Annotated in this window: 20 protein-coding genes; 4 read left to right on the top strand and 16 right to left on the bottom strand. The window is 67.0% G+C overall.

Annotated elements, in window-relative coordinates; genetic code table 11:
* Nucleotides 1-32 precede the first annotated feature (32 nt).
* From ACLARN_RS25125 to ACLARN_RS25145, 5 genes are all read right to left on the bottom strand, one after another.
* Nucleotides 33-1,184, bottom strand: coding sequence for a glycosyltransferase family 4 protein (locus ACLARN_RS25125; RefSeq protein ID WP_409493899.1), 1,152 nt, complete (start codon nt 1,182-1,184; stop codon nt 33-35).
* A gap of 73 nt (nt 1,185-1,257) precedes the next feature.
* Nucleotides 1,258-1,908: an L-threonylcarbamoyladenylate synthase gene (locus ACLARN_RS25130; RefSeq protein ID WP_409493900.1), complete on the bottom strand. Its 651-nt coding sequence runs from the start codon at nt 1,906-1,908 to the stop codon at nt 1,258-1,260.
* A 105-nt stretch (nt 1,909-2,013) separates the two neighbouring features.
* Nucleotides 2,014-3,999 carry a M6 family metalloprotease domain-containing protein gene (locus ACLARN_RS25135; protein WP_409493901.1) on the bottom strand — a complete coding sequence of 662 codons (1,986 nt, stop codon included), beginning with the start codon at nt 3,997-3,999 and terminating at the stop codon, nt 2,014-2,016.
* Between the two features lie 192 nt (nt 4,000-4,191).
* Nucleotides 4,192-5,058 carry a peptide chain release factor N(5)-glutamine methyltransferase gene (prmC, locus tag ACLARN_RS25140; RefSeq protein ID WP_409493902.1) on the bottom strand — a complete coding sequence of 289 codons (867 nt, stop codon included), beginning with the start codon at nt 5,056-5,058 and terminating at the stop codon, nt 4,192-4,194.
* A gap of 84 nt (nt 5,059-5,142) precedes the next feature.
* Nucleotides 5,143-5,691, bottom strand: coding sequence for an HD domain-containing protein (locus tag ACLARN_RS25145; RefSeq protein WP_409493903.1), 549 nt, complete (start codon nt 5,689-5,691; stop codon nt 5,143-5,145).
* A gap of 116 nt (nt 5,692-5,807) precedes the next feature.
* On the opposite strand from ACLARN_RS25145, the gene ACLARN_RS25150 reads away from it, so the two are divergent.
* On the top strand, nt 5,808-7,241 hold the full coding sequence (locus ACLARN_RS25150) for a hypothetical protein (RefSeq protein ID WP_409493904.1): 1,434 nt from the start codon (nt 5,808-5,810) through the stop codon (nt 7,239-7,241).
* A gap of 4 nt (nt 7,242-7,245) precedes the next feature.
* Here ACLARN_RS25150 and ACLARN_RS25155 read toward each other — a convergent pair whose 3' ends face one another.
* The 3 genes from ACLARN_RS25155 to ACLARN_RS25165 form a co-directional block, all read right to left on the bottom strand.
* A complete protein-coding gene (locus tag ACLARN_RS25155; protein ID WP_409493905.1) occupies nt 7,246-8,853 on the bottom strand; it encodes an arabinofuranosyltransferase in 1,608 nt (535 codons plus the stop codon).
* 318 nt (nt 8,854-9,171) lie between these two features.
* Nucleotides 9,172-11,127, bottom strand: coding sequence for an FG-GAP-like repeat-containing protein (locus ACLARN_RS25160; protein ID WP_409493906.1), 1,956 nt, complete (start codon nt 11,125-11,127; stop codon nt 9,172-9,174).
* Between the two features lie 35 nt (nt 11,128-11,162).
* Nucleotides 11,163-11,693 carry a hypothetical protein gene (locus ACLARN_RS25165; protein WP_409493907.1) on the bottom strand — a complete coding sequence of 177 codons (531 nt, stop codon included), beginning with the start codon at nt 11,691-11,693 and terminating at the stop codon, nt 11,163-11,165.
* Nucleotides 11,694-11,923: 230 nt separating this feature from the next.
* On the opposite strand from ACLARN_RS25165, the gene ACLARN_RS25170 reads away from it, so the two are divergent.
* Complete coding sequence (locus tag ACLARN_RS25170; RefSeq protein ID WP_409493908.1) at nt 11,924-16,114, top strand: polymorphic toxin-type HINT domain-containing protein; 4,191 nt, start codon at nt 11,924-11,926, stop codon at nt 16,112-16,114.
* 52 nt (nt 16,115-16,166) lie between these two features.
* Here the strand turns inward: ACLARN_RS25170 and ACLARN_RS25175 are convergent, their stop codons facing one another.
* The gene (locus ACLARN_RS25175) at nt 16,167-16,334 is read right to left on the bottom strand and encodes a hypothetical protein (protein WP_409493909.1); all 168 of its coding nucleotides are present in this window, start codon (nt 16,332-16,334) and stop codon (nt 16,167-16,169) included.
* 359 nt (nt 16,335-16,693) lie between these two features.
* Here ACLARN_RS25175 and ACLARN_RS25180 point away from each other — a divergent pair, with 359 nt between their 5' ends.
* Nucleotides 16,694-17,431, top strand: a complete 738-nt coding sequence (locus ACLARN_RS25180; RefSeq protein ID WP_409493910.1) for a hypothetical protein — start codon at nt 16,694-16,696, stop codon at nt 17,429-17,431.
* Between the two features lie 281 nt (nt 17,432-17,712).
* Here ACLARN_RS25180 and prfA read toward each other — a convergent pair whose 3' ends face one another.
* Together prfA and rpmE are read right to left on the bottom strand one after the other, a co-directional pair.
* Nucleotides 17,713-18,783, bottom strand: a complete 1,071-nt coding sequence (prfA, locus tag ACLARN_RS25185; protein ID WP_409493911.1) for a peptide chain release factor 1 — start codon at nt 18,781-18,783, stop codon at nt 17,713-17,715.
* 81 nt (nt 18,784-18,864) lie between these two features.
* A complete protein-coding gene (gene rpmE / locus ACLARN_RS25190; RefSeq protein WP_007028345.1) occupies nt 18,865-19,092 on the bottom strand; it encodes a 50S ribosomal protein L31 in 228 nt (75 codons plus the stop codon).
* 222 nt (nt 19,093-19,314) lie between these two features.
* Here rpmE and ACLARN_RS25195 point away from each other — a divergent pair, with 222 nt between their 5' ends.
* Nucleotides 19,315-19,860, top strand: coding sequence for a CHAP domain-containing protein (locus ACLARN_RS25195; protein WP_409493912.1), 546 nt, complete (start codon nt 19,315-19,317; stop codon nt 19,858-19,860).
* Between the two features lie 363 nt (nt 19,861-20,223).
* Here ACLARN_RS25195 and ACLARN_RS25200 read toward each other — a convergent pair whose 3' ends face one another.
* The 5 genes from ACLARN_RS25200 to ACLARN_RS25220 all read right to left on the bottom strand — a co-directional run bounded on the left by ACLARN_RS25200 (nt 20,224) and on the right by ACLARN_RS25220 (nt 26,575).
* The gene (locus ACLARN_RS25200; RefSeq protein WP_409493913.1) at nt 20,224-20,763 is read right to left on the bottom strand and encodes an AAA family ATPase; all 540 of its coding nucleotides are present in this window, start codon (nt 20,761-20,763) and stop codon (nt 20,224-20,226) included.
* A 112-nt stretch (nt 20,764-20,875) separates the two neighbouring features.
* Nucleotides 20,876-22,909, bottom strand: coding sequence for a transcription termination factor Rho (gene rho, locus ACLARN_RS25205; RefSeq protein WP_409493914.1), 2,034 nt, complete (start codon nt 22,907-22,909; stop codon nt 20,876-20,878).
* Nucleotides 22,910-23,328: 419 nt separating this feature from the next.
* A complete protein-coding gene (gene thrB, locus ACLARN_RS25210; RefSeq protein WP_409493915.1) occupies nt 23,329-24,210 on the bottom strand; it encodes a homoserine kinase in 882 nt (293 codons plus the stop codon).
* Nucleotides 24,207-25,268, bottom strand: a complete 1,062-nt coding sequence (gene thrC / locus ACLARN_RS25215) for a threonine synthase (protein WP_409493916.1) — start codon at nt 25,266-25,268, stop codon at nt 24,207-24,209. Before thrC ends, thrB begins: the two co-directional genes overlap by 4 nt.
* Nucleotides 25,265-26,575 carry a homoserine dehydrogenase gene (locus ACLARN_RS25220; protein WP_409493917.1) on the bottom strand — a complete coding sequence of 437 codons (1,311 nt, stop codon included), beginning with the start codon at nt 26,573-26,575 and terminating at the stop codon, nt 25,265-25,267. The genes thrC and ACLARN_RS25220 overlap by 4 nt, the downstream gene beginning before the upstream one ends.
* Between the last annotated feature and the right edge of the window lies 1 nt (nt 26,576).

A 26,576-nucleotide genomic window follows, 5' to 3' on the forward strand; every position in this document is an offset into this window, starting at 1 on the left:
CGTCCAGTGTAGGGCCGCGTCTTTCCCCTCGTTCAAGCAGTCCGGTTCCGCGACCGCAGCCGCGGGATGACCGACACCAGGGTCGCCAGCAGGAACCCGAATCCGACAATCCAGAAAACCGCGGCATCGTCGAACAAGGTCACCGAAACGGCGCCGAACGCGAGCAGGCCCGCCCACAAGTAGATGAGCAGCACCGCGCGACGCTGTGAGTGGCCGATCTCCAGCAGGCGGTGGTGCAGGTGCATCTTGTCCGCGGCGAACGGGCTCTCGCCTCGCCGGGTGCGGCGGATGACCGCCATGATCAGGTCGAGCAGCGGCACGAACAGCACCGCGGCGACCACGACGAGCGGCGACAGCAGCGCGAGCGCGTCCTTACCGCTGAACTGCGGGTACGGCACGCGGCCCGACGCGGACGTCGTCGCGCCGGCCAGCATGAGCCCGATCATCATCGAACCCGAGTCGCCCATGAAGATCTTCGCGGGCTGGAAGTTGTACGGCAGGAAACCCAGACAGGCCCCGGCGAGCGTGGCCGCGATGAGCGCGGGCGGGTACGCGCCGACGTCACCGCCCGAGGAGTCGAGCAAGCCGAGGGAGAACGAGCAGGTCGCCGCGGCGGCGATGAAACCGAGGCCGCCGGCGAGCCCGTCGAGGCCGTCGACGAAGTTCATCGCGTTGACCATGACGACCACCAGCACGACGGTCAGCAGCGCGCCCTGGTTCTTGTCCAGCACGAGCACCTGGCCGAAGGATCCGTCGCCGCCTCCCCACGGCACCCAGAACGACACCCACTGCACGCCGAAGATCACCAGGATCCCGGCGCACATGACCTGGCCCGCCAGCTTCGTCCAGGCGTCCAGCTCGAACCGGTCGTCGAGCGCGCCGATCAGGGAGATCACACCCGCGGCGAGCAGGACGCCCAGCGAGTCGAAGGAGAAGTCGAAGCCGCGGCTCAGCGCGGGCAGCTGGTGCGCGAGCCCCATCGCGGCGGCGACGCCGAGGAAGATGCCGATGCCGCCCATCCGCGGGATCGGGGTGACGTGGACGTCGCGGGCCCGCGGGTTCGCGATCGCGCCGATCCGGATGGCGAACCGCCGCACGACTCCGGTGAGCAGGAAGGTAACGGCCGCCGCGGTGAGGGCGACGAGGATGTACTCCCGGATCGGGAGGCCTTGCGTAGGAGGCATGATGCGTTACGCCGCCGAGGTCCAAGTCACTCGAACACGCTACCGCGCCAGAGGGATACGGCGGCGCACGGTCCTAGGCGAGTGACTCCGCGGGCACTCCCAGTACTTCCGCGATCGCGGCGCGGCTGACCGCGCCCTCCCGCAGGACGACCGGGTCGTCGCCGGTGAGATCGACCATCGAGGACGGCACGGGGTCGCCCGTGGACCCGCCGTCGAGGTAGACCGCGACGCTGTCGCCCAGTTGGTCGACGGCCTCCTGTGCGGTGGAGGCGGGCGGCTGACCGGAGACGTTGGCGCTGGAGACCGCCATCGGGCCGACATCACGCAGCAGTTCCAGCGCGACCGGGTGCAGCGGCATCCGGAGCATCACCGTTCCGCGTGACTGGCCCAGGTCCCATTGCAGGCTCGGCGCGTGCGGCAGGACGATGGAGAGATCGCCGGGCCAGAAGGCCTCGATGAGCGCGCGGGCCGCCGGCGGCGTGCCGAGCACCAGCCCGTCCACAGTGGACCAGGAGCCGACGAGGACACCGACCGGCATGTCCGGGCCGCGGTTCTTGGCCCGCAGAAGGGACTGGACGGCGCCGCTGTCGAAGGCGTCCGCGCCGATGCCGTAGACCGTGTCGGTCGGAAGGACGACGAGACGGCTGGAGCGGACCGCGCTCGCCGCCGCGGCGAGCCCGTCGGCCCGGGATTCACGCTTGCTGCAGTCGTACACCGCGCTCATGGCAGATGAGCGTAGTCCTGTAGCTGAAGGGAGCTTTCCCCGCATGGCATGCGGGGAAAGCTCCCTTCAGCGCGTGAGATGCGGGGAAAGTCCCCTTCAGCCCCGCTAGAAGGCGAACGCGGTGCAGAACGACGTCGCCGTCTTGGCCGGATCGGCGATCGACGTCGCGGTCAGCTTGATCTGCGCGACGTGGTCACCGCCCCCGGCCCGTTTGGCGTGCGCCGTCGCCGACGACCGTCCGCCGAACGGGACGGTGGACAGCTCGTTCGGCAGCCGGACCTCCCAGCCCTTCGCGGTGGTGGACGCGCTCAGGCGGTAGGTGTCGGTGTCGTACGGCGCGGCCGCACCCTTCGCGTTGCCCGTGTTGAGAACCGGGAACGAGCAGCTCGCGAGCCCCTGCTTGGCGAACGCCGGGATCGACGGCCACAGCGAGACGCCCCTGGCCTGCGAGCCCGCGCCGTCGAGCGAGGCCACCGTGACGACGTAGGACAGCACGCCCTTGCGGTCGCGCTCGACGTCCGAGACCAGGAACTTCAGCCGGTTCGCCTCGTCGGTGTACTCGTACTTGCTCGCCGAACCGGTGCCCGCCTTGAAGGCGGCGTCGTTGAGCTGGCGGTAGTCGCCGATGGGGATCGGGACTCCGGTGCCGTCCGGCTTCTTGTAGTCGGTCATGCCGATATCGGCCGGATGCGCGTCGACGATCCATTCGAACGGCGCGTTGTCCTGGTTCTTCGTCTTCGCGATGAGGACGCCGGAATCGGGGGCGAAGGAATCGCTGCCCATCCGGTCTACGACCTCGACGGTGTAATTGTTGTAGCCGCCGCCGTCGCAGAACGGATCCTTCGAACGATCACATTTCGGCGAAAGGTCCCCGCCGGTGAGCGCGATGTTGATCCCGCTGTAGGCGCCCTGTCCTGGCAGGACCGAACGCGCCGTGATCCGCGTCGAAACCGGACCGTTCTTGGCGAGGGAGTTCCGGTCGAGTTTCAGCACGTCTTCGGGGTCGATGATGTCGAGCTTCATCTTGGTGCGCAGCATGTGATGTGACCCCATCGAGCCGCCCTGCGTCGCCGGGATCTGCCAGCGGGTGTGCGGTCCGCCGGGGCCGTTGAAGCTGCCGCGCGACATCATCTCCCACGGGCCGGTGTAGGTCCTGGACGGCGGAGTGCCGAACGGGTTGTTGTAGTTGTCGCCGATACCGAGAATGTGGCTCAATTCGTGCGCGTAAACCGCTTGGCCCGAGCTTTCGGCCTGGGTCGAGGAACCGGTGACCGCGTTCGGCCAGATGCTCGCCGCGGATTTCCACGACGTCCACGGAACATAGCGGGTGGACGCGGCGTTCGGCATTCCCGCGACACCGGGGCCGAATTCGTCGGGCACGTTCTCGCGCTCGCCGAATTTCATCACGCCGAATTCCTGCCAGGTCGCGCTCTCGTCCTGGCCTGCGGAAAGATAGAAGATGAAGTCGAACTGCTTGGCGACGTCACCCACGTCCGCCCGCCAGGCCGCGCCCGCGTCGGCACGCAGGTCACGCTTGCAGTTCGCGCCCGGCGGACACGCGTCGGGCTGGAACTCCATGCCGTATTCGAAGGACTTGCCTGGCAGCCGGTACGGCCCGAAGGCGGTCAGGTCGACGCCCATCCTGCCGCCGGAGTCCTCCATCCAGTACTCGTTGATGGTGTGCCCCTGGTTGAGCGCCTGGGGCTTGTTGAGGAAGTCCTGGTAGAATTTCGCCACGTTCGCGCGGGGGATGTTGCTTGCGGCGGGCCCGGGGTTGCCGAACACCGTCGAATGCGTCGGCTGCGTGACGGCGAACTCCTGGTCCGGGTAGTCCGCGAGCACCACGGCGCCCTTGAATGTCCGTTTGGTCGGCTTCAGTGCGGGATCGGCCCAGTTGGTGCCGGGCGGTTTGCGGTAGTCGTCCCACGTCATGTGGTCCTGGTTCTCCCAGGTCGACCCGTCGATGGGGGCGGGCCAGCCCTTCACCGGCACCGCGGCGGACGCGGGCTGGGCGACCAAACCGGGCAACAAAGCGACGGTGGCGAGGACAGCGAGTGTTCTGAGTGGGGCTCGTCGGAGAGACGATCGCATCGGGGTACACCTCCCAGTCGGACCGCCGATGAGGCGGCCGTGATCGACGGTAGGAGGTGGGCTTTGCCCTGGGCACCGCCGGAAGTCGTGAGTCCTGCTAACTATCCGGCCGTACCCGCCGCAATTCGGCACCTGGTTGCGGTCGTTGCACGCGCAAGTACCGCAACCAGGTGCCGAATCGCGGCGGAAACCTCAGGAGACGCGCAGGGCGGTGACGAAGCGGGGGCGGCCGGCGAGGTCGAGGTGACCCCGGACGTCGGTCAGCACCCGGCGCGCCCGGACCAGCGCCGGGACGGCGGAGCCGTGCGTGTCGTCGTGCTCGATCGCCATCCCGCCGGTGGGCCGCAGCAGCCGCGCGGCGGCGGCGATCGCGTGCCGGATCACCGCCAGCCCGCTCTCCTCCGCGAACACCGCCCGCGCCGGGTCGTGCTCGGCGACCTCGGCCGGCACCGGCGTGCCTTCCGGCACGTACGGCGGGTTGCACAGGACCAGGTCGACGAGCCCGTCGAGTTCGGCGAACATCGTGCTGTCGGCGACGTCGCCGGAGTACAGCCGGATGGGGGTGTCCCCCGCGTCGGCATGGACGTCGGCGTTGTGCCGGGCCCAGGCGAGCGCCTGCGCGTCGATGTCGACGGCGTAGACGACGGCGTCCGGCCGCGCGTGCTGCACGGCCAGCGCCAGCGCGGCGGAGCCGGTGCAGAGGTCGACCACCACCGGGTACTCGCGCCCGTGCAGCAGTTTGAGGCCCCATTCCAGGAGCAGTTCGGTCTCCGGGCGCGGGACGAACACCCCGGCGCCGACGTTGACCGTGATGTCGCCGAGCGCGGCCCAGCCGGTGAGGTACTGCAACGGGATCCGTTTGGCCCGCTGGCTCACGAGCTGGCCGATCGCGTCGATGACGGGCGGGTCCACCAGTGGCACCATCGGCAGGCGGCCGCGTTCGACGCCGAGGACATGGGAGGCGATGATCTCCGCGTCCGAGCGCGGGGACGCCACCCCGGCCTCGGTGAGGATGCGGGTCGCTTCCATGATGGCGAGGCGCAACGGCTGCCGGTTCACTGGTGTTCCTTCACAGAGTCAAGCCTGACACACGAGGCACGCGTGCCGGGGTCGATACACGCGGGCCCAGGGTATCGATTCCTTTCAGCGCACCCGCCACGAGAGTGACGACAACGTCAGCGCCGCTTCGGCCACTCGCCGCGCGAGGTCGGTCTGAAGGCTCCTCGTCGCCGAAGCGATCCACTCGTCGACGTTCTGTACGCCGATATCGCGATATTCGACGGCCTGGAGCAGCATCTCGAGCTTGTCCGCGTCGCGTGCGTAGAGCGCCTCCGGGCTCTCCGCGGTTTCGTACTCGTCGACGGCGTCGCGCACCGAGTCACGCGCGGCGCCGGGAAGGGCCGACGTCTGTGCGGAGGTGATCGCCCGAGGGTCCGGTTTCTCGACGAAACCCTTGATCGTGTGCGGCAGGTCCCCGGTCCGCGTCTCCTGCGTGTCGTGCCAGAGCGCGAGGTACGCCGCCCGCGCCGGGTCGGCGCCGCCCTCGGCCGCCAGCAGGCCCGCCAGCTGCGCGACCCGCGTGGTGTGCTCGGCGACCGATTCGGGATCACGGACCCCGGCCTGCCACCATCCGGCTCGCCGGATCCGTTTGAGCACACCCAGTTCGAATCCGAACCTGGCCAGGGCTTCCACGCTGCTCCCCCTACGCGTCGACGACGAGATATCCGGCCAGTGTCCCGCGACGCTGCCTGAGCGTGTTAGAGAGGGCATGACCTGATCACCCTCCGGAATCTTCTAAGGTGACGCGGGTGAAGATCCGGGAAATCCGAGTGACCTTGGGCGTCTTTTTCGCCGCGCTCGGGGTACTACTCGTCCGTTTCCTGGTGCCGCGTCCGATCGGCATGGCGGACAACGGCGACGGCTGGCGCATTCTGTGCCAGCTCGGCGCCCGCGAGCTGAACCGGCCTTCGGAGTACTTCGTCCGCTTTTCCTATGGCCCGGCCCCTGCCTGCAACAGCGAATACATCTCCAGCCAGAGCTGGATCGACAAGATCGCCAGCGAGATCGGGCAGCTGCTCGGCTCGTCCGCGATCCTGAACCTGCTGGTACTGGGCGTGCTGGGCTGTCTGCTGGTCGCGGGCGGGATCGCCGCGATCGTGGCGGGCCTGCGTCTCTCGGTCCGCGACAGCTGCATCGCCACGGCCGCCCTGCTGCTGGTCGCCGCGGACTCGGCCTTCTTCGGATACTTCGCCTCCGTGCTGAGCGAGGGCGCCGCGTTCGTCGGGATGCTCCTGCTCGCCGGCGGGCTCCTGCTGATGCACCGCACCGGGCCGTGGCGCTACACCGGCGCCGCGGTCACCGTGCTCGGCGCGATGGTCGGGATCAACGCGAAGTCGCAGACGCTGCTGCTGGTCCCGCTGTTCGCGCTCGCACTGCTGTTCGTCCGCCCGGCGGGCACCCGCGGCCTCGCCCGGTGGGCGCTGCCGCTGGCCGTGCTCGCCGTCGTCGGCACCGGTACCGCCCTGGTGCAGGGCGCGGGCGACTCGGCCAACGCGGAGTACCGCGAGGCCAACATGTACCACGTCGTGTTCAACGGGATCGTCGACGGGAAACACGACACCACCGGAGACCTCGCCGCACTGGGCCTCCCGCCCGAGTTCGCCAAGTACATCGGCACGGGCTGGTGGAGCGCGAACGCGGCCTGGCGCGATCCCGAGTACGCCCAGTACCGCGACAAGATCAGCCGCCGCAACGTCGCCCAGTACTACCTCGACCACCCGGGGCGCGTGGTCCAGATGCTGCACCGGTCCGCGCAGGAGACGCTGACCGCGCGGGTTCCGAACCTCGGCAGCTTCGGCGAACACGCCGGGCAGCCGCCGCTCGCCAAGGAGTACCGCGTCCCGGTGCTGTCCGGGATCACCGGCTGGATCGCGCCGCTGGGGCTGTTCGCCCTGCTGCCGATCTGGCTGCTCATCGGCTGGGCCGGGCTCCGCGCCTTCCGGAACCGCACCGGACGCCGCGACGTCGGCATCGTGGTGCTCATGTTCCTGCTCTTCGCGATGGGCCAGCTCCTGGTCTCCGGCCTCGCGGAAGGCATCGAGAACGTCAAGCACCAGCAGCTGACGATCTACCCGACCCTGCTCGCCGCCGCCTTCGCCGCGCTCTCGTTCCTGCCGCGGCGTAAGGAAGAACTCGCGGCGGCCGAAGAACTCGAGCCGGAGAAGGCGTCCATCTCCGGCTGATTTTTCATCCGCAGGTTTGTGCCTTCTCTGGGTTGCGGTCGTAGCGCAGTCCGCTTCGGCCGACCGAGTGGATCAGGTTCTCCCAGAATCGTTCGAAGGTCAGCGGCGCGCGGACGGAGTCGAGCATCTCCCTGTTGTTCGGGCAGCCCAGTGTTTTCCGGATCGCGTCGAGGTCGTCCTGCTGGTGCTGCCCTCGCGCCGCCAAGGCTTCCGTCGTCCCTTCGGCGAGGCCGGCGACCTCCCAGTTGGAACCGGCGAACTTGCTGTGCCCGATCCGCCGCCCCGGGATGGTGGTGCTGTGTGCCGCGACAGGATTAGCGAGTCCGATCGGGTCGTGAACCCACACATCGAGCGGAAGCAACATGCCAGGACCACCGATGTTGAAGTAGGTGAGCACGTCGCGGCCGTTCGCCGAGGGATACGCGACCCAACCCGTCGCCGGCTCATACACATGGATGGACGGGGACTGCTGTGCGGTCAACTGCTTACGCGCGTCGTCGGTCATCTCCACGAACAACCGGAAATCCCGCGCCAAGATCGGATGCTCGGTCCCGCTGGCCGCCACATAGGCGGCTCGCTCGTCGGCGATGACCTCTTGCTCGTCGATCGGTTCCTCGAGTCCGGCATACGGAGTCCGCAACCAGCCGCCCGCGACCACGGCCCAGACCACGACCGCGACGACGGGACCAAGGGTCAGCTTGGTGACCCGGATCGCCATCACCGGAAGCAATAGGCAGAACGTCGCGGGAAGCAACATCCTCCCGTGCATGAAGTCGCCGCCAACGCGGATGACGTATGCCGCCAACATGACGGCACCAGCCAGCGGCACAGCCACCAGCACCACGACCCGGCGATTCATGGACTTCCGCCAGAGCAGAGCGAACCCGGCGAGCAGGCACGCGGCGACCGGAATCCACAGAAGGTAGGGATCGGTGAAATCGCCGAAATATGCCCATCCGCTGTCCCACAGTGCCTCAGAAGCTTCCTTCACCAGCGCCGTGTTCGGAGTGATCAGGCCGTAGTAGCCCATCCGGAACACCTGATACAGCACCGGAAGGGCGGCCGCAGCGGCGAGAAGACCCAGCGTGGGCCGCCAACCTCGCCAGGTGAGCACCAGCAACCCGACCATCGCCGCCAAGCTGAACAAAGCGAGGTCCGGGCGAACGAGCGGACCCAGTCCGATGACCACCGCGGTCGACCACAGAGGACCGAACGGCTGCTCGGTACCACGTCGCACGAGGAGCCACCAGGTCCCGCCGAGCCACAGGCTGATCAGCCCGGTCTCCAGGCCGGAGGTGGCGAAGTCACGAAAGGGCGGCAGTGCCAGGACGACGAGCGCACCCGCCGGAAGCACGAAAGTGGACGCGGCAGGCCCGGCCAGCCGCCGGGCGCCGTCGAGCGCCAGCAGCAAGCCACCCGCCGAGAACACCAACCCGACGATCACCGCGATCCACTCGAGGCTGGCTCCGGGGATCCAGCCGACCAGCACGAGCACCGCCGTCCACAGCGTGCTGGTGTTCGCCTCAACCCGCTCACCGACGTTGAAGACCGGACCATTGCCCGCCAGGATCTGCCGGACCGTCCGCAGCACGATCAGCCCGTCATCGCTCATCCAGCGCCGCTGCCAGGCAAGGAGCACAAACCCCAGGACAGTGGCCGCGATGGCGACCCAATTCCACGCGCGGACGCGGCCGCGAACGCCAACTCCGCCGGGTCTGTCCGACACGGCCTCGGATTCCGCAGTAATCGTGGTCAACTCATTCTCCAGGCAAGTGAAAAGACGATCAATCACCCAGAGTCTGCGACGCGACAACACTGTCCGTGACTGGGCAAGACCCGTAAACGATCTTGCTTCACTCTATCGTGTACCCGAAAAAGGACCGGCGCCGGGCAGGGGCAATGGATGCCCCGTCCGGCGCCGGCCGGATGATCAGAACCCGAGAGCAAAGGCCCTTGGCACGGTCACCTCTTCACCGAAGGCGAAATCGCCATGCCACAGAGCGGAAGCACCCACGAACTTCGCTCCATCGGACGCCCCGACATACACGTCCGCTCTCGTGCCGCGCGTGTAAGTGACAATGTCTGCCTTGCCGTCACCGGTGAAGTCACCGATCGCGGGCAACTCGGTCCCATAGGCGAAGTTGTCGTGCCACTTCACGGCATTTCCGACAAACTTCACACCGTTCGAAATCGCCACATAGACGTCGGCCGCCGTCCCACGCGTGAAGACCGCGATGTCGTCCTTGCCATCGCCGTCGAAATCGCCCGACGCTGGGATCTCGTCACCGAACGCGAAATCGGCGTGCCACTGCAGGGAGTCACCGACGAACTTGCCACCGTCCGAGAACGCCACGAAGACGTCGCCCGTCGTACCACGAGTGAAGGTGGCGATGTCGTCCTTGCCGTCACCGTCGAAATCACCCACCACGGGAACCTCGGCGCCACCAGCGAACCGGCCATGCCACTTAACACCATTGCCCACGAACTTCTTGCCGTCCGACAAGGCCACATAGACCGAAGCCGACGTCCCACGCGTGAAGACCGCGATGTCATCCTTGCCGTCACCGTCGAAGTCACCGACCGCGGGAATCTCCTCGCCGAACGCGAAATCGCCGTGCCACTGCTGGGAGTCACCGACGAACTTGCCACCGTCGGACAGCGCCACATACACATCGCCCAGCGTTCCGCGGGTGAAGGTTGCGATGTCCGTCTTGCCGTCCCCGTCGAAGTCACCGGCCAGCGGCACCTCGTTGTTCATCGCGAACCTGTCGTGCCACTTGACCGAATTGCCCACGAACTTGGCGCCATCGGACACGGCCGCGAAGACGTCCGCCGTGCTGGTACGGGTGAAGACCGCGACGTCGTCCTTCCCGTCACCGGAAAAATCACTCACCGTCGGAACCGGCGTGGTCGCCGACACCACACTGGACACCAGCTCCGTATTGTTAGGCAGCGTCGTGACGACCCGGTAGTACCAGGTCTTCTTGGCGGGCAGCGACTTGTGCGTAAAGCTGGTCCCCGTCGTCGAGCCGATGCGACGAGCTTCAGCCACCGGAACCGTGGAGTCCTCCCCCGCATAGACCCGGTACGTCAACTGCCCCTGCCCCGAAACCGGAGCCCACTTGACCGTGATCGCGTGGTCGACCGCCTTGGCCGTCGCGACAAATGTCTGCTGCCGAATCCACTCAGCGAGATCGTCGGTGCGTGTAGCCGTCGTGCCCTGCTGCGTCTCGGACACGGCGAGACACCCGTGTTGCCACGAAGTGCTCACCACACCGGCCAGCTCCGCGCGGCCGGAAACCTCCCGGAACACCGCTCCCCCGGCGTCTCCCTTGCAGGCGTCCGCGCCGTTGTCACCGGTGAGCGGGAACTCTGCCGCGGTCGGAGTACCGACGGCGAACAACGCCGAGTGCAGCTTGTCGGGCACCCACTCGGTCGCCGTGCGGCCATAGCCCGCCAGCCGCAGCTTTTCGCCACTAGCGGCGGTGGCGCCCACGGAAACCGGCGTGATGTCGGTGATCGTCATGTCGAGCCTCGCGAGCATCACGGCCCGACTGGGGTGGACCACCAGGTTCGTCACCTTGGCTACCCGGCCGGCAGTACCAGCGAGATTGGTCCGGCCCACAGTGACCGTGGTCGGCTTGACCGGTACACCGCCCTGCGGATTGCCGGCGAAACAAGACGCCGATGTGATGATCCATTCGGACGCCACCAAGGCCCCGCTACAGGCCGCACCCTCCGCGTTGATCTTGGCGACGAAGGCGTAGCTCCCGTCCGCGGCCGGAGTTCCACCGGTGACGGCGTTCGCGGTCGCAGCGGTCAGCAGACCCCCTACGAGCAAAGTAACGGTGAGCGCGCCGAACCCCGCGACTCTCGAGCGATACATCAAGACTTTCCCCTCAGATCATGATAACGAGCGAGTCAGCCGACTACGTCGAGCTGCAGAAGCGTGGTGGGCTGGTTTCCAGGACCCGCGCCGACACCGACGGGAGTGTTGCCGCTCGGATTGACATCGACGACCGTGCGCAGGCCCGCGTCCGTCGTAAGCTCAGCCTTCGCCTTGTGTCCCGCGCCGGACACCAGGCCGTCACCCCGGATCTCGAACACGGCGGGGATCTTCAACTTCAGCTGTCCGGTGACCCCGAGGACCTTGAAGCAGATCAGGCCGTTCTGGCCTACGGATTCCGTCGTGCGAACGCGCATCAGGCCGATATTTCCTTCGGCCGGAGTCGCGCAATCGGCGAACACGATGTGTCCGTCGCCGGAAATCAGTACTACCCCATATGTCGTAAAAATTTCGTCCGCGCCAGGATAGGCGAAATTCTCGACCAACGAAGTTTGCGCGTCAGTCACCCCTTGCGCCTCGGAACGACTCGACTGCCCGGCAGTGACACCGCCAATCAGAGCAATCGTCACAGCCCCCAGGGCCAACAACACGTTCCTGAAATTCATAAGACATTCCCCCATCTCCACAGGTTGTCACGCTCTACGACCGCCAGGTCTATCGACTAGAGGACTGAACCATTACCGAACGGCAATGTGACTCTAATCACATTTTACTGGAATCTCGCTCTGTGTAGCGTTGGAGATACTCGCTCAAATTCAGTGCGACACAAATATTCCCATGGCGCGGAAACGCGTTCAGCGAGTCACGCCGCAAGTCAACCTGGGGAGAGCTCACGGTGCGGATTTCAGCAAAACGTCACAGCAGACCAAAATTCTTATTCTCGACACTTGTCAGCGCAATACTTGTCGGTTCTCTGACCATTGTTCCGCCCGCGACGGCGACCCCTGAACCGGCAGCCGAAGAAAACGTGGGCGAGCGTGCTCAGGTCGTGGCCCTGTGGCGTGCCGCCGGGCCGACGGTCCAAGCAGCCGCCGCACGAGTCCTTGCCGGAACCGACTCGGAGATCCACGCGTTTCTGACCACCGAGTTATCACGGGCAATGAAGCTCGATGAGCGCATCAGCGTCAATCGTATGCTCGCCGCGGGCGGAACCACCACCAAAGCCGCAGCCCAGCTGGCCTTGGATTCGACCAGCGCGGAAGCGCTGACGACATTCCTGAAAACCGGCTGGCAGACGCCGTCGGCCGTGGACCTGCGCATACGCGTGAACCAGATGTTCGCCGCAGGCGGCCCTGAGGTGCGCAAGGCTGCGCAGGCCGCATTGGACGCCGACACCACCGAGGCGTTGCGGAAGTTCGTGGAAGAAGGCTGGAAGCGGCCGCACGAGAACGACCTCCGGATCCGAGTGAACCAATTCCTCACCGGCGGCGGCACGGAAGTGAAGAAGATCGCTCAACGTTCCTTGGATGTCGGAACGGTCGATGCCTACAACCAATTCCTCGATCATGATCGAGCCATAGCCGAATCACGCGACGAAGAAGCGGCCAGCATCGAGCAACTAGCCAATGCCGCCAAAGACGCGGGCGAACTGGCGACAAGAGAGACTCAAGCCGCGAAAGACGCCTCCGCTCGCGCAGTAAAGGAGGCCGAGCTCGCGAAGGCCGCCGCTCAGGCAGCGGCGGTGGCCAGCGCGAACGCCCAAGGCAATGCCGAGCTGGCCGCCTCTGCTGCGACGCAGGCCGCCGAGGCCGCCAACAACGCCGCGATCGCGGCGAAGGAAGCCATCCGGGCCGCGAACACCGCGAGCTCCGCCGCTCGGATAGCGGCAGGGGCCGCTTCTCGCGCGGCTGCGGCTGCGCTCAAGGCCGGCGACGCTGCCTCGAAGGCATACTCCGCGGCGGCGTCGGCAATCACCGGTGCGGTCGACGCCGGGGATGCCAGCCGCGCAGCACAAACGGCACGTGGAGCAGCGGTCGGCGCCGAGAAAGCGGCCGAAGCGGCTGGACACGCGGGTATCGCCGCCAACAACGCGAAGGTGGCGGCGGATTCCGCCAGCGCGGCAGGCAGTAATGCCGCAGACGCGGCACGGGCGGCGGTAGACGCGGGCAACAATGCCGCCAAGGCCGGCGCGAACGCGGCGAAAGCGCGAAAGGCGGCCGCTGACGCCCAGGCCGCCGCCGCTCGTGCCGACCGTGCGGCGCGTGCGTCCAGTGCCTTCGCGGCAGCCGCCGCAGCAGCGGCGTTCACGGCTCGCGACGCGGCCAACCGGGCCGCATCGGACGCCAGGGCGGCGGCTGACGCGGCGGACGACGCGGCCGCTCACGCGGGTAATGCCACTGACGCGGCCCGGCAGGCCACCAACCATGCGAACGCGGCTACGCAAGCGGCACAAGCCTCCGTCGCGGCGGCCAACCGGGCGAAGGATGTTTACGAAGCCGCACGAACCGCCGATGCGGAACGTCTGGCCGTCGAGACGGACCAGAATGTCACTACAGCTCTGTCGGTGAGCACGGCGATCGACCGGCTCAACGTGATCAACCGCTGGAATGCCACTCAGGCGGAGCTGCGCACCGCGGAGACGAACCGGCTGATCGCCGAGGCGACAGCGGAAAACGCCGATCCCGTGGTCGCTGTTCCCAAAGCTCGCAAGGTCGCCATGGCCTTGGTGTCCACCGGTGGTGGCTCATGGACGAAGACGGCGGCGGGCGACGCCTTGGCCGGTGATGACGCCATCGCGATGGAGTTCGTTCGGGCAGGTATCGCCGTCGCTGCGGGACAAGATGACAGGACGACACTCCGAAACTTGATCCTCACCGGGACCGAGGGGTTCAAGACCGCCGCGGAAGCGGCGCTCGCGGGCAGCGATTCGGCTGTACAGGCGTTCTTGCGCAGCCAGGACTACCCCGGTCGCGACAACGACGACCGGATCGCGGTGAACCGTGTCCTCGCCACCGCTCGGCAAAGTGGCAGTGCCACGCTCCAGGCCGCGGCGCAAAAGGCTCTCGACACCGGCACCGGCCAGGCGTTGCGCGGGTTCCTGAAAACAGGTCAATTCAGTGCTTCGAGCAGTGACGAACGGATCAAGGCGAACCAGATCCTGGCTTCACCTGGCAGCGGCCCGGAGTTGAAGGCGGCCGCGCAGGTAGCGCTGGACGGTTCCGCGGGCATGCTGCAACAGTTCCTGGCGGTCGGTCAGTACACCGCGGCGCAACGGGACCAGGACAGCGCCACCCACAACGCCGCGATGGCGGGTCACCTGGCTCGGGCGGCACAGTTCGCGACAACCGCGACACAGAGTGCGAACGAGGCGCAAGCGACCGCCGCGACAGCACGCGGAGCTGCCGCCGAGGCGGCAGGCTATGCGCAGCAGGCGAAGACCGATGCGGCTCAAGCTTCGGTCTACGCTCAAAACGCCGCGAAGTCGGCTCGTGATGCCGAAGCATCCGCTACGCAGGCCGCCCAGTCGGCCGCGGCCGCTCGCAATGCGGCGACCTCGGCCAAGGAATCAGCACAAGACGCCTCGCGCTCCGCGGCCTGGGCAACAGCCTCCGAGCGTCAAGCGGCCAGTTTCGCCGCTGAGGCGTTCAGGTTCGCGTATGTCGCGTTCAACGCCGCCTTGGACGCAGGGAAGAGTGCCCGCGACGCGGCGACAGCGGCCAGCGACGCCGTTGACAGCGCCATCAAGAAGGTGAACGAAGCCAGGGGAAAGGCAGCCTTCGAGCAGGGCATGAACTGCCAGCAGTACAAGGCGATGTCGCAGAAGTTGTACGACGACTGCATAAATCTGATCACGGCGTCCGATTTCGACAAGCGGACGCTGATGCTCGCAAACGGCGCCGAATGCGAGCGTCTCTACAAGAAGGGGACCGAGAAGCACCAGGGGTGCCTGCTCAATGTCCTCAGCCCCAGCTTCGCCGCGGATCAAGCTCTCGCGATCCTGCAGCCCGTTCTCGACGAATCGGCGAAGTTCCTCTTCATGGTCGCGAGCATCGAAGCCGCAGGACTTTGCGCGCTCATGGAACCATGCGGGCTTTTGGCGTTGTCCATTGTTCCCGAAGGAACAGCGTTCACGTCGTGGTTGACCGCCGCCGGGGCCGGGGCCCTCACCGCTTCGCGCGTCGGGGCCATGCTTGAGAGGTCGAGTGTGGAGACGCAGGCAACGCAAGCGCGTCTCGCCGAGGCACTGGCCGGCCTCTTGAAGATCTGCAAGAAGAACAGTTTCACTGCTGACACCCCGATCCTCCTCTCCGGCATGTCCAGAAAGCCGATCAAGGACATCCGCGTCGGCGACAGGGTACTGGCCACCGATCCGACCTCCGGCAGATCGGCGATCAAGCCGGTCACTCAGTTGATCAATGGCCAGGGCTTGAAACACCTGGTCGAAATCCGACTCGCCGGCTCCGCGGACGGAGCGGTGCTCCGAGCCACCGATGAGCATCCGTTCTGGAACGAGGACACCCGCTCGTGGGTTGTCGCGAAAGACCTTCGCCCCGGCACGCACCTGCGGAACTCGTCAGGGGATTCGGAGCGGGTGGCTTCGGTCCGAAACTACGACGAAACGATTCAGGTCTTCAATTTCACCGTCGCCGACCTGCACACCTACTACGTGGCAGCCGGGGCAAAATCCGTACTGGCCCACAACACCGGCTGCACGGACATCGCCCTGGGGCGCGACCACACGGTCGATGGGATTTCGTCACTGGAACTTTTCGGTTGGGAAATAGGCGCGACCACCTACAAGCACTGGCCAAGGTCGAAAATGTGGTTCGAACACATCAAAGACGCCATCGCAGATGGCATAACCAGAATCCACTTCAATCTCGACGGCATTCCAGATCCCGTCAAATTCGCAAACGGAGGCATCGGCCGAGACCCGCTCACCGACTATGGACATCTCACCGCCTGGGAGCTCAACGAGATCAGGAATGCGACACAAGCCTGGAACAGAGTAATTTTCTACTGCAAGGGAAAGGTAGTGGTCAATCCGTTCAACACCGGAGGCCAGCCGACAAAGACATGCTCTTGAACCGCGGGTAGACTGCTCACCACACGCAACCGGGAGGCGGTGTCCAATCTCTTCAGACAAGCAACCAGTCGACCTGAACTGGTCCAGCGATCGCGCGTTCAGCCTGTGGCAGTACACGCTCAGTCACTCGCAATTGTTCTTCCACGGTTACAGTGACAGTGGCGACGACGTCATTCAGGTCTTGTTCGACGGTGTCGAGAGAATTGAATCGGATCGTCACTACATGTCACCGTTCGGGTTTACTTTCGTCGAAGAGCACGGAAGATACCCTGAGGTTCTTCACTTCCCTCGCCTCCTGGTCAAGTTGATCGGCGCTAATTCCGAAGGATTCGTGGCAGCATCCGGAATTCGCGTCACCAGGAATTCACGAGAAGGCGAAGAACTCGAGTTATTGTACTTCACATCGAAAGCCGAGGAAGATCAACGTTCTTCCTGAATAGGCGCCACGTGCGCGTGGTGGATCACTGCGATCCACCACGCGCACGGCGAACGTGAACACGCCCGGCCCGATCGGCCAACCGCTCCTGGCGCCCGTAAGCTGGGCGCATCCGTCGTCGCCGAAGGGCTCGCGAAACAGCCATGGATCTCCGAGAAACGGAAGCCGTCACGCGGATATCCGCGAATATCGAGACGGACGATTTCGCGGCGGCCATCGAGCTGGGCGAGCGGCTGATCGGCGAGTTCGAGGCCACCGAGCTGGAGATCTGCCGGGCAGACCCGGAGGGTGGCTGGAAGGGTTACTCGGTCTCCGTCGGCTATCGCACACCACCGGCGGACGACGAGGAGCCTGCCGAAACCCTGCAGCGTGCCGCAGTACCGGCGCTTTTCCACTTCGGGCTGAACGCGGAGTTCTTCGTGATTCGCGGCACGCCGGAGACCTGCCAGTACGGTAGCTACGACGCCAACGACACCCAGGCTGACGGCTACACGCTCTATTCGCTCATGACGACCTTCGGCGGCACCGACCCGCGCGAGCCGGCGCACGTTCCCCGGCATGATTTCACACCGCGGGCGGAAACCGACGTCATCTCGCGGGTGCACCTTTACGTTCCCACCGGCGACCTGCAGACCGCCGTACGTCTGTGCGGGGCGACCGCGACGGACCTTTCGGCGTCGCTGATCAGGATCAGCACGGACGCGGGGCCCTGCGAAGCGGTGCTGCTGTCGGCATTCCCGGCAGGCGCCGGAGAGACCGGCCAGGAAGCGCTCAGCCGGGTCGAGAACGAGGTGACCGGCCGGCTTTCCGACGTGGGCATGTCAGTCCGGGCCATCCACACCGGACTGGAAGACGACCCGTTCACCACGGAACCCGGTTAGCGGGCCTTCCCTTTGCCAGCGAGATACGCCAACCGGTTCCGCGTCGGTGCGCCGCTGAGCGGTGAACGGCTGCTGGTCCACGAACTGACCGAGTCTCGTCTGAGGCCGGGCGAAGAAGCGTTCTCCAGCAAGACATCCAGCACCCACGGGTCCAGTTCCGGGGCACGCCCTCGAACGCGCGGTCCCGAGCAGCGTGAGATCGCGGTACTCGAAACGTTCCACCAGAACTACGGATACGACGGATCGGTGGCATCGAGGATGATGTCGTCCGGCATCGGCCGTCAGCCGGCGTGGGCGGAGAGACGCTCTTCGCGGTCCGCGGTGATGAGCGCGTCCAGCACGCCGTCGAGGTCGCCGTCGAGGACCTGGTCCAGGTTGTACGCCTTGTAGTTCACCCGGTGGTCGGCGATGCGGTTCTCGGCGAAGTTGTAGGTGCGGACACGCTCGGAGCGGTCGACTGTCCGGACCTGCGAACGACGCGCGTCCGACGCCTTCGCGGCGGCCTCTTCCTCGGCGATCGCCTGAAGGCGGGCCTGAAGCACCTGCAAGGCGCGGGCTCGGTTCTGGATCTGCGACTTCTCGTTCTGGCACGAGACGACCACACCGGTCGGAAGGTGCGTGATGCGCACGGCCGAGTCGGTCGTGTTCACGCTCTGGCCGCCGGGGCCGGACGAACGATAGACGTCGATCCGCAGGTCGTTCGGGTCGATCTCGACCTCGACGTCCTCCGGTTCGGGGTAGATGAGCACGCCGGACGCGGAGGTGTGGATGCGGCCCTGCGATTCGGTGGCGGGCACGCGCTGCACGCGGTGCACCCCGCCCTCGAACTTCAACCGCGCCCAGACGCCGTCGACAGCGGCCGAACGGCTCTTGATGGACACGGTGACGTCCTTGAATCCGCCGAGGTCCGAGTCGACCGAGTCGAGCACCTCGGCCTTCCAGCCGTGACGTTCGGCGTAGCGCAGGTACATCCGCAGCAGGTCGCCGGCGAACAGCGCCGACTCCTCGCCGCCTTCACCCGACTTGATCTCCATGACCACGTCGGAACCGTCGTACGGGTCGCGCGGCAGGAGCAGCTCGGTGAGTTTGGCCTCGAGCACGGGGATCTTGGCGGAGATCTCCTCGGCCTCGGCCGCGAAGGTCGCGTCCTCCGATACCAATTCCTTCGCCGTTTCAAGGTCGTCGCGGGCGGTGTCGAGCTCTCGGACGGTCTTGACGACCGGGCTCAGCTCCGCATAACGGCGGCCGAGCTTGCGCGCGCGCGTCTGATCGGCGTGCACGGACGGGTCGGCCAGCTGCTCTTCCAGCTGGGCGTGCTCTTCGAGCAGACCCTTCAGCGAACTCGAATCCACCACTCCACCTCTCAACGGCCCGGGCAAAAACCATGAAAAACGGCGCCTACCCGGACATGCGGGTAGGCGCCGTTGATCAAGCTACTTGGCGTCTTCGGCCTTCTTGCGCTTGCCGTAGCGAGCCTCGAAGCGCGCGACGCGGCCGCCGGTGTCCATGAGCTTCTGCTTGCCGGTGTAGAACGGGTGGCAGTTGGAGCAGATCTCGACGTGGAGGTTGCCGGAGGTCTTGGTGCTGCGCGTGGTGAATTCGTTGCCACAGTCACAGTTCACGTGCGTGACGACGTACTCGGGGTGAATACCGCTTTTCATGGTGTCCTCTCTCGTTGGCCCCGGGTCCCCGAGCGGGGTGAACCGGTGCCGGACTTCAGCGGATGATTTTGCCAGATGCGCTGGCAGTGGGGTTAACGCACCCCTCCCCCGGCGTATTCCAACACGTTGAGTAATCAACTATCGACGCCGAGTTGTACGAAATTTGTACTCGATCACGAGATCGTCCTGCTGTTGGATATTACTCAACAGGAGGTTTGCATCATGCGCACCATCCTCGCCAAGGTGGCGAAGCCCGCGTCCGTCGCGGCGCTGGCCATCGCGGCCTTCGCCATGGCTCCGGTCGCCGGAGCCGCTCCGGCCGCCCCCGAAGCGGGCGCCACCATCACCGCCGCCGACATCAATCCCGCGGCGGGCACGTTCACCACGGTGCCCGAGGGTGACCTCGCGATCCAGGGCGCCGGTGACGGCACGCCCGCCGGTGCCGTCCAGTGGTTCAAGAACAAAGCCGGCTCGACCGCGTACCAGGGCCTCTGCGAGAAGGCCGTCGAGAACGCGTACGGGACCACTGGCGTCTGGGCCTCGGCCAACGCGCACTGGAACGGCGCGAGCCCGAAGCACACGACCGGGACGCCGCCGAAGGGCTCCTTCGTGTACTGGAACATCAGCCAGTGGGGCCACGTCGGCATCGCCGACGGCTCCGGCGGGATCTACGCCTCCAGCATCGGCGGCAAGATCGGCCACGCGTCGAGCGTGCACTACTTCAACAACTACCGCGGCTGGACTCCTGCCGCCGTTCCGCACCGCTGAGCACCTGGTCTCGTGAATGGTGAGGACCGGTTCTAACCCGGCCGAAGCGGGACTCAGGCGTTGAGCGCGGCCGCCATCCAGGGGGTGTCGCGAAAGCCACTTTCGGGACGTCAGATGTCCCGAAAGTGGCTTTCGCGACACGGCGCCACCGGGCAGTCGCGAGAAGACCTTCACGGATCGAACCCGCGATTACACGCATCCGGAGGTTCTTGTTCCGGGCTGGTCGTGTCCCGTGACTGGACGGACGACACGCGTGATCCGATGGACGACACGGCGAGGCAGGGGTTCCGCCGCGTGTTGTCCGTCCAGGCACGTGCGTTGTCCCTCTGGACACGCGAAACCGCCATCCGCGCACCGGCGGCACTAACCGTCCTCACCACTCACGAGGTTCAGCCAACGCCTTGTCGCGCGCGGCGAGGTCAGCCGCACCACCGGCACTCCGGGATCCGCGTCCCAGCCGCGGAGGATCCGCCGTTTGCGGGCGAAGGACCGGAAGTGCCACACGATGATCGAGTCGCCAGAGAGCAGTCCCCGCAGCGTTTCGACGTTGCCGTTACAGATTGGGCGACGGGTGACACAACGCACCACCGTCCGGCGCACCAGACGGCTCAGCGAAACCCAGCACGGATAGTCCAGCGCCACGATCAGCTCGGCCCTCGGCAGTGCGATGTCACGCCATTTGGCGAACATGCCGTCGATGATCCATCGGTCTTCGGCGACCAGTCGCGCGATCCGGCGCCGCTGCTCCTCATCGGCCACGGCGATCCAGCCCGGTTCCCAGGCGAGGTCGTCGTCCACCGAATGCCACGGCAGCCCCGTGCGCTCGGCGAGGCGCCTTGCCAGGGTCGTCTTTCCCGAACCGGTGACGCCGTAGACGACGATCCGCCCTGGTAGCGAGCCCATAACGTCCCTTCCCGGGCTGCGATGAAGTCTCCGCCGCATGAAGTACGGGAAGGCCCCCTTCCTTGCGCCTGGCGCAAGGAAGGGGGCCTTCCCGTACTTCGAGACCGAGAGATCAGTCGTCGTCGTTCGAGCCGAGGGCCGTCTTCGAGACCTGCATGAGGAACTCGAGGTTGGTCTTCGTCTTGCGCAGACGCGAGATCAGCAGGTCGATGGCCTGCTGCGAGTCCAGCGCGTGCAGCACCCGGTGCAGCTTGTGGATGACCGCGAGCTCGTCCGGCGAAAGCAGCAGATCTTCCTTGCGGGTACCGGACGGAGCGATGTCCACCGCGGGGAACACGCGCCGCTCGGCGATCTTCCGGTCGAGCTTGAGGTCCGCGTTCGCGGTGCCCTTGAACTCCTCGAAGATGACGGTGTCACCGGTGGATCCGGTCTCGACCATCGTCGTGGCGAAGATCGTCAGCGAGCCGCCGTTCTCGATGTTGCGCGCCGCGCCGAGGAAACGCTTCGGCGGGAACAGCGCGGTCGAGTCGACACCACCCGAGAGGATCCGGCCGGAAGCCGGGGCCGCCAGGTTGTACGCACGACCCAGACGAGTGATCGAGTCGAGCAGCACGACGACGTCGTGGCCCATCTCGACCAGGCGCTTCGCCCGCTCGATGGCCAGTTCCGCGACCGAGGTGTGGTCGGACGGCGGCCGGTCGAAGGTCGAGGCGATGACCTCACCCTTCACCGAACGCTGCATGTCGGTGACCTCTTCCGGACGCTCGTCGACGAGGACGACCATCAGGTGACACTCGGGGTTGTTCGTGGAGATCGCGTTCGCGATGTCCTGCATGATCGTGGTCTTACCCGCCTTCGGCGGAGACACGATCAGGGCACGCTGCCCCTTGCCGACCGGCATCACCAGGTCGATGACGCGGGTGGTGAGCTTGTGCGACTCGGTCTCGAGGCGCAGCCGCTCGTTCGGGTACAGCGGGGTCAGCTTGGTGAACTCGGGACGACGCTTCGCCTCGTCCGGCTCCAGGCCGTTGATCGAGTCGACGCGCACCAGCGGGTTGAACTTCTGCCGCTGCTGCTCGCCGTCGCGCGGCTGGCGCACGACACCGGTGATGGCGTCACCGCGGCGCAGGCCGTACCTGCGGACCAGCGAAAGCGAGACGTACACGTCGTTCGGTCCGGCGAGGTAGCCCGAGGTACGCACGAACGCGTAGTTGTCGAGCACGTCCAGGATGCCCGCGACGGGCAGCAGGACGTCGTCCTCGCGGATCTCGGTGTCGGGCGAACCGGCCTGTTCACGGCCACCGCCGGCACCCCGGCGACGACGGTCGCGGAAACGACGGCCGCGACGGCCGCCTTCCTCGTCGTCGTCACCCTGCGGGCCCTGGCCCTGACGCTGGCTGTTGTCCTGGCCACCGCCCTGCTGGTTGCGCTGGCGGTTGTCCTGGCCGCGGTTGTCGCGGTTGCCATCACGGTTGCCGTCGCGGTTGCCCTGGCGGTTGCCGCCCTGCTCACCACGATCGCCGCGCTCACCACGATCGCCGCGCTCGTTGCGGTCGCCACGTTCGTTGCGGTCGCCGCGCTCACGCTGCTCACCGCGGTCACGCTGCTGGCCACCCTGCTCGGGCGAACCCGCGGCGCGGTTGGAGCCGCGGCGACGACGGCCGCGGCCGCCCTCTTCCTGCTGCGACTGGCCGTCCTGCTGGTTCTCCTGCTGCGCGGGCCGCTCGGCGGCGGGCGCGGAGCCGTTCTCCGAGACCTTTTCGGCCTTCTCGGCGCGCGGGGCTTCGGCCGGGGCGGCTTCCGCCTTCGGCGCTTCGGTCTTCGGGGCCTCCTGCTTCGGGGCCGCCGTCTTGGGCACGTCGGCCTTGGGAGCCTTCCGTGGCGCATCGATCCCCTCGAGCGGAAGCGTTTCGCTCGCCGCGGCGGGGGACTTGCGCTTGGTCTTGCCCTGACGCTCGCGGATGGCCGCGATCAGGTCGCCCTTACGCATACCGGTGGTCTCGCCGATGCCAAGGTCCCCAGCGATCGAGCGCAGTTCGGCGACGGTCTTGCCGGTCAATCCGCCGACCGTGCGCTTGGGAGCGACGACGCCGTTCGACTCGGCGGCGCCACCTTCGACGTCGCTCAAAAGATCGGTGTTGCTCACAAATGTCCTTCCTGACCGATCCACGCCTCCAGGTGGATCAGCGGACCGCCGTTCGCGTCCGATTGCGAAACGGCGTATCTGTCCCCCGATACGGGCGATCAGCTCCTCGGCCGTGTTGAACACAGCTAGAAGGCCTCCAGCACAGGGGTTTGCCTCCTCCAAACGGAGGAAGCGGAATTCGGCACCGCCGGAACCGGGAACCCGCCTGCGTCCCTCCGCCACTCCCGCTTGCCAGGCGGTGTGCGGAACTGGCGGATCAACGAAGGATGCGGGCCAAGGATGACACTGGTCACCTGGACCGGCACCGGGTGCGGAAACGCACGGTGATCGAACGCCCCCGAGCGTAGACCGCGCCACCGCCGGGTGCAACAACCACCCCCCGCGTGGCGGGGCGTGGGGCGTCGCATGTGACCGAGGCTTTACTGAGCCGCAACCTGAACGCCGCCCGGATCGATCGGCAGCTCGGTGACGTCGAAGGATGTAACGTCGACACCCGTCGGGAGTATTCCGTCGGTGGTCAGCGCCAGCACGGTCGGACCGGCCCCGGAAATGGCCGCGGCCACCCCTTCGGCCCTCAGCGCGCGCACCAGTTCGCTGCTCGCCGGATACCCGAGCGCCCGGTAATGCTGATGGAGCCGATCTTCGGTAGCGGAGAGCAACAGGTCGGGGCGCGCGGTGAGCGCGTGCACCGCGAGCGCCGCACGGCCAGCTGTGAACGCCGCGTCGACGTGCGGGACCTGGGCGGGGAGCAGGCCGCGGGTCGCGTCGGTCGAGGACCGCTGCGCCGAGATCGCGACCACGGGCCGGATGTCGTGATGCGGCTGGAGACGTTCGGCGCGGAACCGCATCCCCTCGTTCCAAGCGACCACGAAGCCGCCCAGCAGGCTCGCCGCCGCGTTGTCGGCGTGCCCTTCGAACTCGGCCGCCAGTTGCAGCGCGTCGTCGTCCAGGGCCTTCTCAGCCAGCGCGTACGCCGCTGCGACGCCGGTCACGACGGCCGCCGCGGACGAGCCGAGGCCGCGGGCGTGCGGGATGGCGTTGAAGCAACGCAGGTGCAGACCGGGCGGCCGGAGGCCGAGGTGCTCGCAGCCGCGCCGGAAAGCCCGCACGACCAGGTGCGATTCGTCGACGGGGACGTCGTCCACGCCGCCCGCGCCGGCGTCGATCACCTCGATCTTGAGTCCCGCGTCGGTGATCTGGAGTTCGACCCGGTCGTAGAGCGCCAGCGCCAGTCCCAACGTGTCGAACCCCGGTCCGAGGTTCGCCGAAGACGCCGGGACCTTGACCTTGAGCAGCGTCATCGCAGGTCCAGCGCGGCGGCGACGGCGGTCGGGTCGACGGCGAGCGGCTCGACCTCGACGTTGCCCTCCAGCGCCGTGGCCGGGTCCTTCAGGCCGTGTCCGGTGACGGTGCACACAACGGTCGAGCCCTTCGGCAGGCGTCCGTCGGCGGCCGTGGCGAGCAGGCCGGCGACGCTGGTCGCCGAAGCGGGCTCGACGAACACGCCTTCCTTGCGGGCGAGCAGCCGGTACGCCTCGAGGATCTTCGCGTCGGTGATGGCCTCGAACAGCCCGGCGGAGGCGTTCTTCGCCTTCATCGCGCCGTCCCAGGACGCGGGGCTGCCGATGCGGATCGCGGTCGCGATGGTGTCCGGATCGGCCACCGGCTCGCCGTGCACGAGCGGCGCGGCACCGGCCGCCTGGAAACCGAACATCCGCGGGGTGTTCTTCACCACACCGTCACCGGCGTACTCGGAATATCCCGCCCAGTAAGCGGTGATGTTGCCCGCGTTGCCGACCGGCAGGCAGTGGATGTCCGGTGCCTTGCCGAGTACGTCGCAGATCTCGAACGCGGCCGACTTCTGGCCGGCGATGCGCACCGGGTTGACCGAGTTGACCAAGGTCACCGGGTAGTCGATCGCGGTCTTCTGCGCCAGTTCGAGGCAGTCGTCGAAGTTGCCGTCCACCTGGAGGATCCGCGCGCCGTGCTGCACGGCCTGGGCGAGTTTGCCCATCGCGATCTTGCCCTGGGGCACCAGCACCGCGCAGGTGAGCCCGGCACGGGCCGCGTAGGCGGCGGCCGACGCCGACGTGTTGCCGGTGGACGCGCAGATGACCGCCTTGAGCCCGCTGGCGAGCGCGTGCGTGATGGCGACGGTCATCCCGCGGTCCTTGAACGACCCGGTCGGGTTCACGCCTTCGACCTTGAGGTAGACCTCGCAGCCGGTGAGTTCCGACAGGTGCGCCGCGGGCAACAACGGGGTGTTGCCCTCGCCGAGGGTGATCACCTTCGCGCCGGAAGGGACCGGGATCCGGTCGGGGTAGGCCTGGATGATTCCTGGCCATGGTTGGGGAATCACTGGTCTTCGCCTTCCACACGCATCACACTGACGACCTGGTTCACCACGTCGAGTTTCGCAATGTCGTCCACAGTGGACCGCAAAGCGGCGTCCGGCGCCAGGTGGGTGACCACGACCAGGCTGGCCGTGTCGTTGGCGTCGCGCTGCCGCACCGCGGCGATGCTGACACCGTGCCCGGCGAACGCCTGGGCCACCTGGGCGAGCACGCCCGCTCGATCGGCCACGTCGAGACTGACGTGGTATCGCGTCGGCGTCTGGCCCATCGGCCTGACCGGGAGCGCGGCGTGCGCGGATTCGCGCGGGCCACGGCCGCCGACGACCCGGTTTCGAGCCACCGCGACGAGGTCGCCGAGCACGGCACTCGCGGTCGGCGCGCCACCGGCGCCCTGACCGTAGAACATCAGCTCACCGGCGGCGTCGGCCTCGACGTAGACGGCGTTGTACGCACCGCTGACCCCGGCGAGCTGGTGCCCGCGCGGGATCATCACCGGATGCACGCGCGCCGAAACGGATTCGGCGCCGTCGTCGGAGGTGACGCGTTCGCAGATGGCGAGCAGTTTCACCGTGCGGCCCAGCACTTTCGCCGCGGCGAGGTCCGACGCGGTGACGTCGGCGATGCCCTCACGGTGCACGTCGGAGGCCGTGACCCGGGTGTGGAACGCGAGCGAGGCGAGGATCGCGGCCTTGGACGCGGCGTCGTAGCCGTCGACGTCGGCCGTCGGATCCGCCTCGGCGTATCCGAGCCTGCTGGCCTCTTCGAGCGTTTCCGCGTAGCCCGCACCGGTCTGGTCCATCGCGGAGAGGATGAAGTTGGTGGTGCCGTTGACGATGCCCATCACGCGGGTGATGCGGTCGCCTGCCATCGATTCGCGCAGCGGGCGCAGCAACGGGATCGCCCCGGCGACGGCCGCCTCGAAGTACAGGTCCACGCCGGACGCGTCCGCGGCCTCGAACAGCTCCGCGGAATGCTCCGCCATCAGCGCCTTATTGGCCGTGACAACGGATTTCCCGGCCTTCAGCGCGTCGAGCAGCCACTGCCGCACCGGCTCGATCCCGCCGACGAGTTCGACGACCACGTCGACGTCGTCGGAGGTGACGAGCTTCGTCACGTCGGAGGTCACCAGTTCCGGCGGCAGCTCGGGGTGTTTGTCGGGGCGCCGCACCGCGATGCCCGCCAGCTCCACCCTGGCGCCGGCCCTGGCGGCGAACTCCTCGGCCTGCTCGGTGAGCAGCCGGACGACCTCACCGCCGACCGTCCCGCAGCCGAGCAGAGCGACCCTGATCACGCGTCCGTCCACAGTAGACACT

The organism is Amycolatopsis sp. cmx-11-12 (assembly GCF_046269425.1).
Taxonomy (GTDB): Bacteria; Actinomycetota; Actinomycetes; order Mycobacteriales; family Pseudonocardiaceae; genus Amycolatopsis.

Excerpts from the sequence above, each read along its gene's own strand:
- ACLARN_RS25155 (WP_409493905.1), bottom strand. The coding sequence starts at position 8,853 with ATGAGCGATGACGGGCTGATCGTGCTGCGGACGGTCCGGCAGATCCTG.
- ACLARN_RS25160 (WP_409493906.1), bottom strand. The coding sequence starts at position 11,127 with ATGTATCGCTCGAGAGTCGCGGGGTTCGGCGCGCTCACCGTTACTTTG.
- thrB (WP_409493915.1), bottom strand. The coding sequence starts at position 24,210 with ATGACGCTGCTCAAGGTCAAGGTCCCGGCGTCTTCGGCGAACCTCGGA.
- ACLARN_RS25165 (WP_409493907.1), bottom strand. The coding sequence starts at position 11,693 with ATGAATTTCAGGAACGTGTTGTTGGCCCTGGGGGCTGTGACGATTGCT.
- ACLARN_RS25135 (WP_409493901.1), bottom strand. The coding sequence starts at position 3,999 with ATGCGATCGTCTCTCCGACGAGCCCCACTCAGAACACTCGCTGTCCTC.
- ACLARN_RS25125 (WP_409493899.1), bottom strand. The coding sequence starts at position 1,184 with ATGCCTCCTACGCAAGGCCTCCCGATCCGGGAGTACATCCTCGTCGCC.
- ACLARN_RS25130 (WP_409493900.1), bottom strand. The coding sequence starts at position 1,908 with ATGAGCGCGGTGTACGACTGCAGCAAGCGTGAATCCCGGGCCGACGGG.
- ACLARN_RS25195 (WP_409493912.1), top strand. The coding sequence starts at position 19,315 with ATGCGCACCATCCTCGCCAAGGTGGCGAAGCCCGCGTCCGTCGCGGCG.
- ACLARN_RS25180 (WP_409493910.1), top strand. The coding sequence starts at position 16,694 with ATGGATCTCCGAGAAACGGAAGCCGTCACGCGGATATCCGCGAATATC.
- ACLARN_RS25200 (WP_409493913.1), bottom strand. The coding sequence starts at position 20,763 with ATGGGCTCGCTACCAGGGCGGATCGTCGTCTACGGCGTCACCGGTTCG.
- rpmE (WP_007028345.1), bottom strand. The coding sequence starts at position 19,092 with ATGAAAAGCGGTATTCACCCCGAGTACGTCGTCACGCACGTGAACTGT.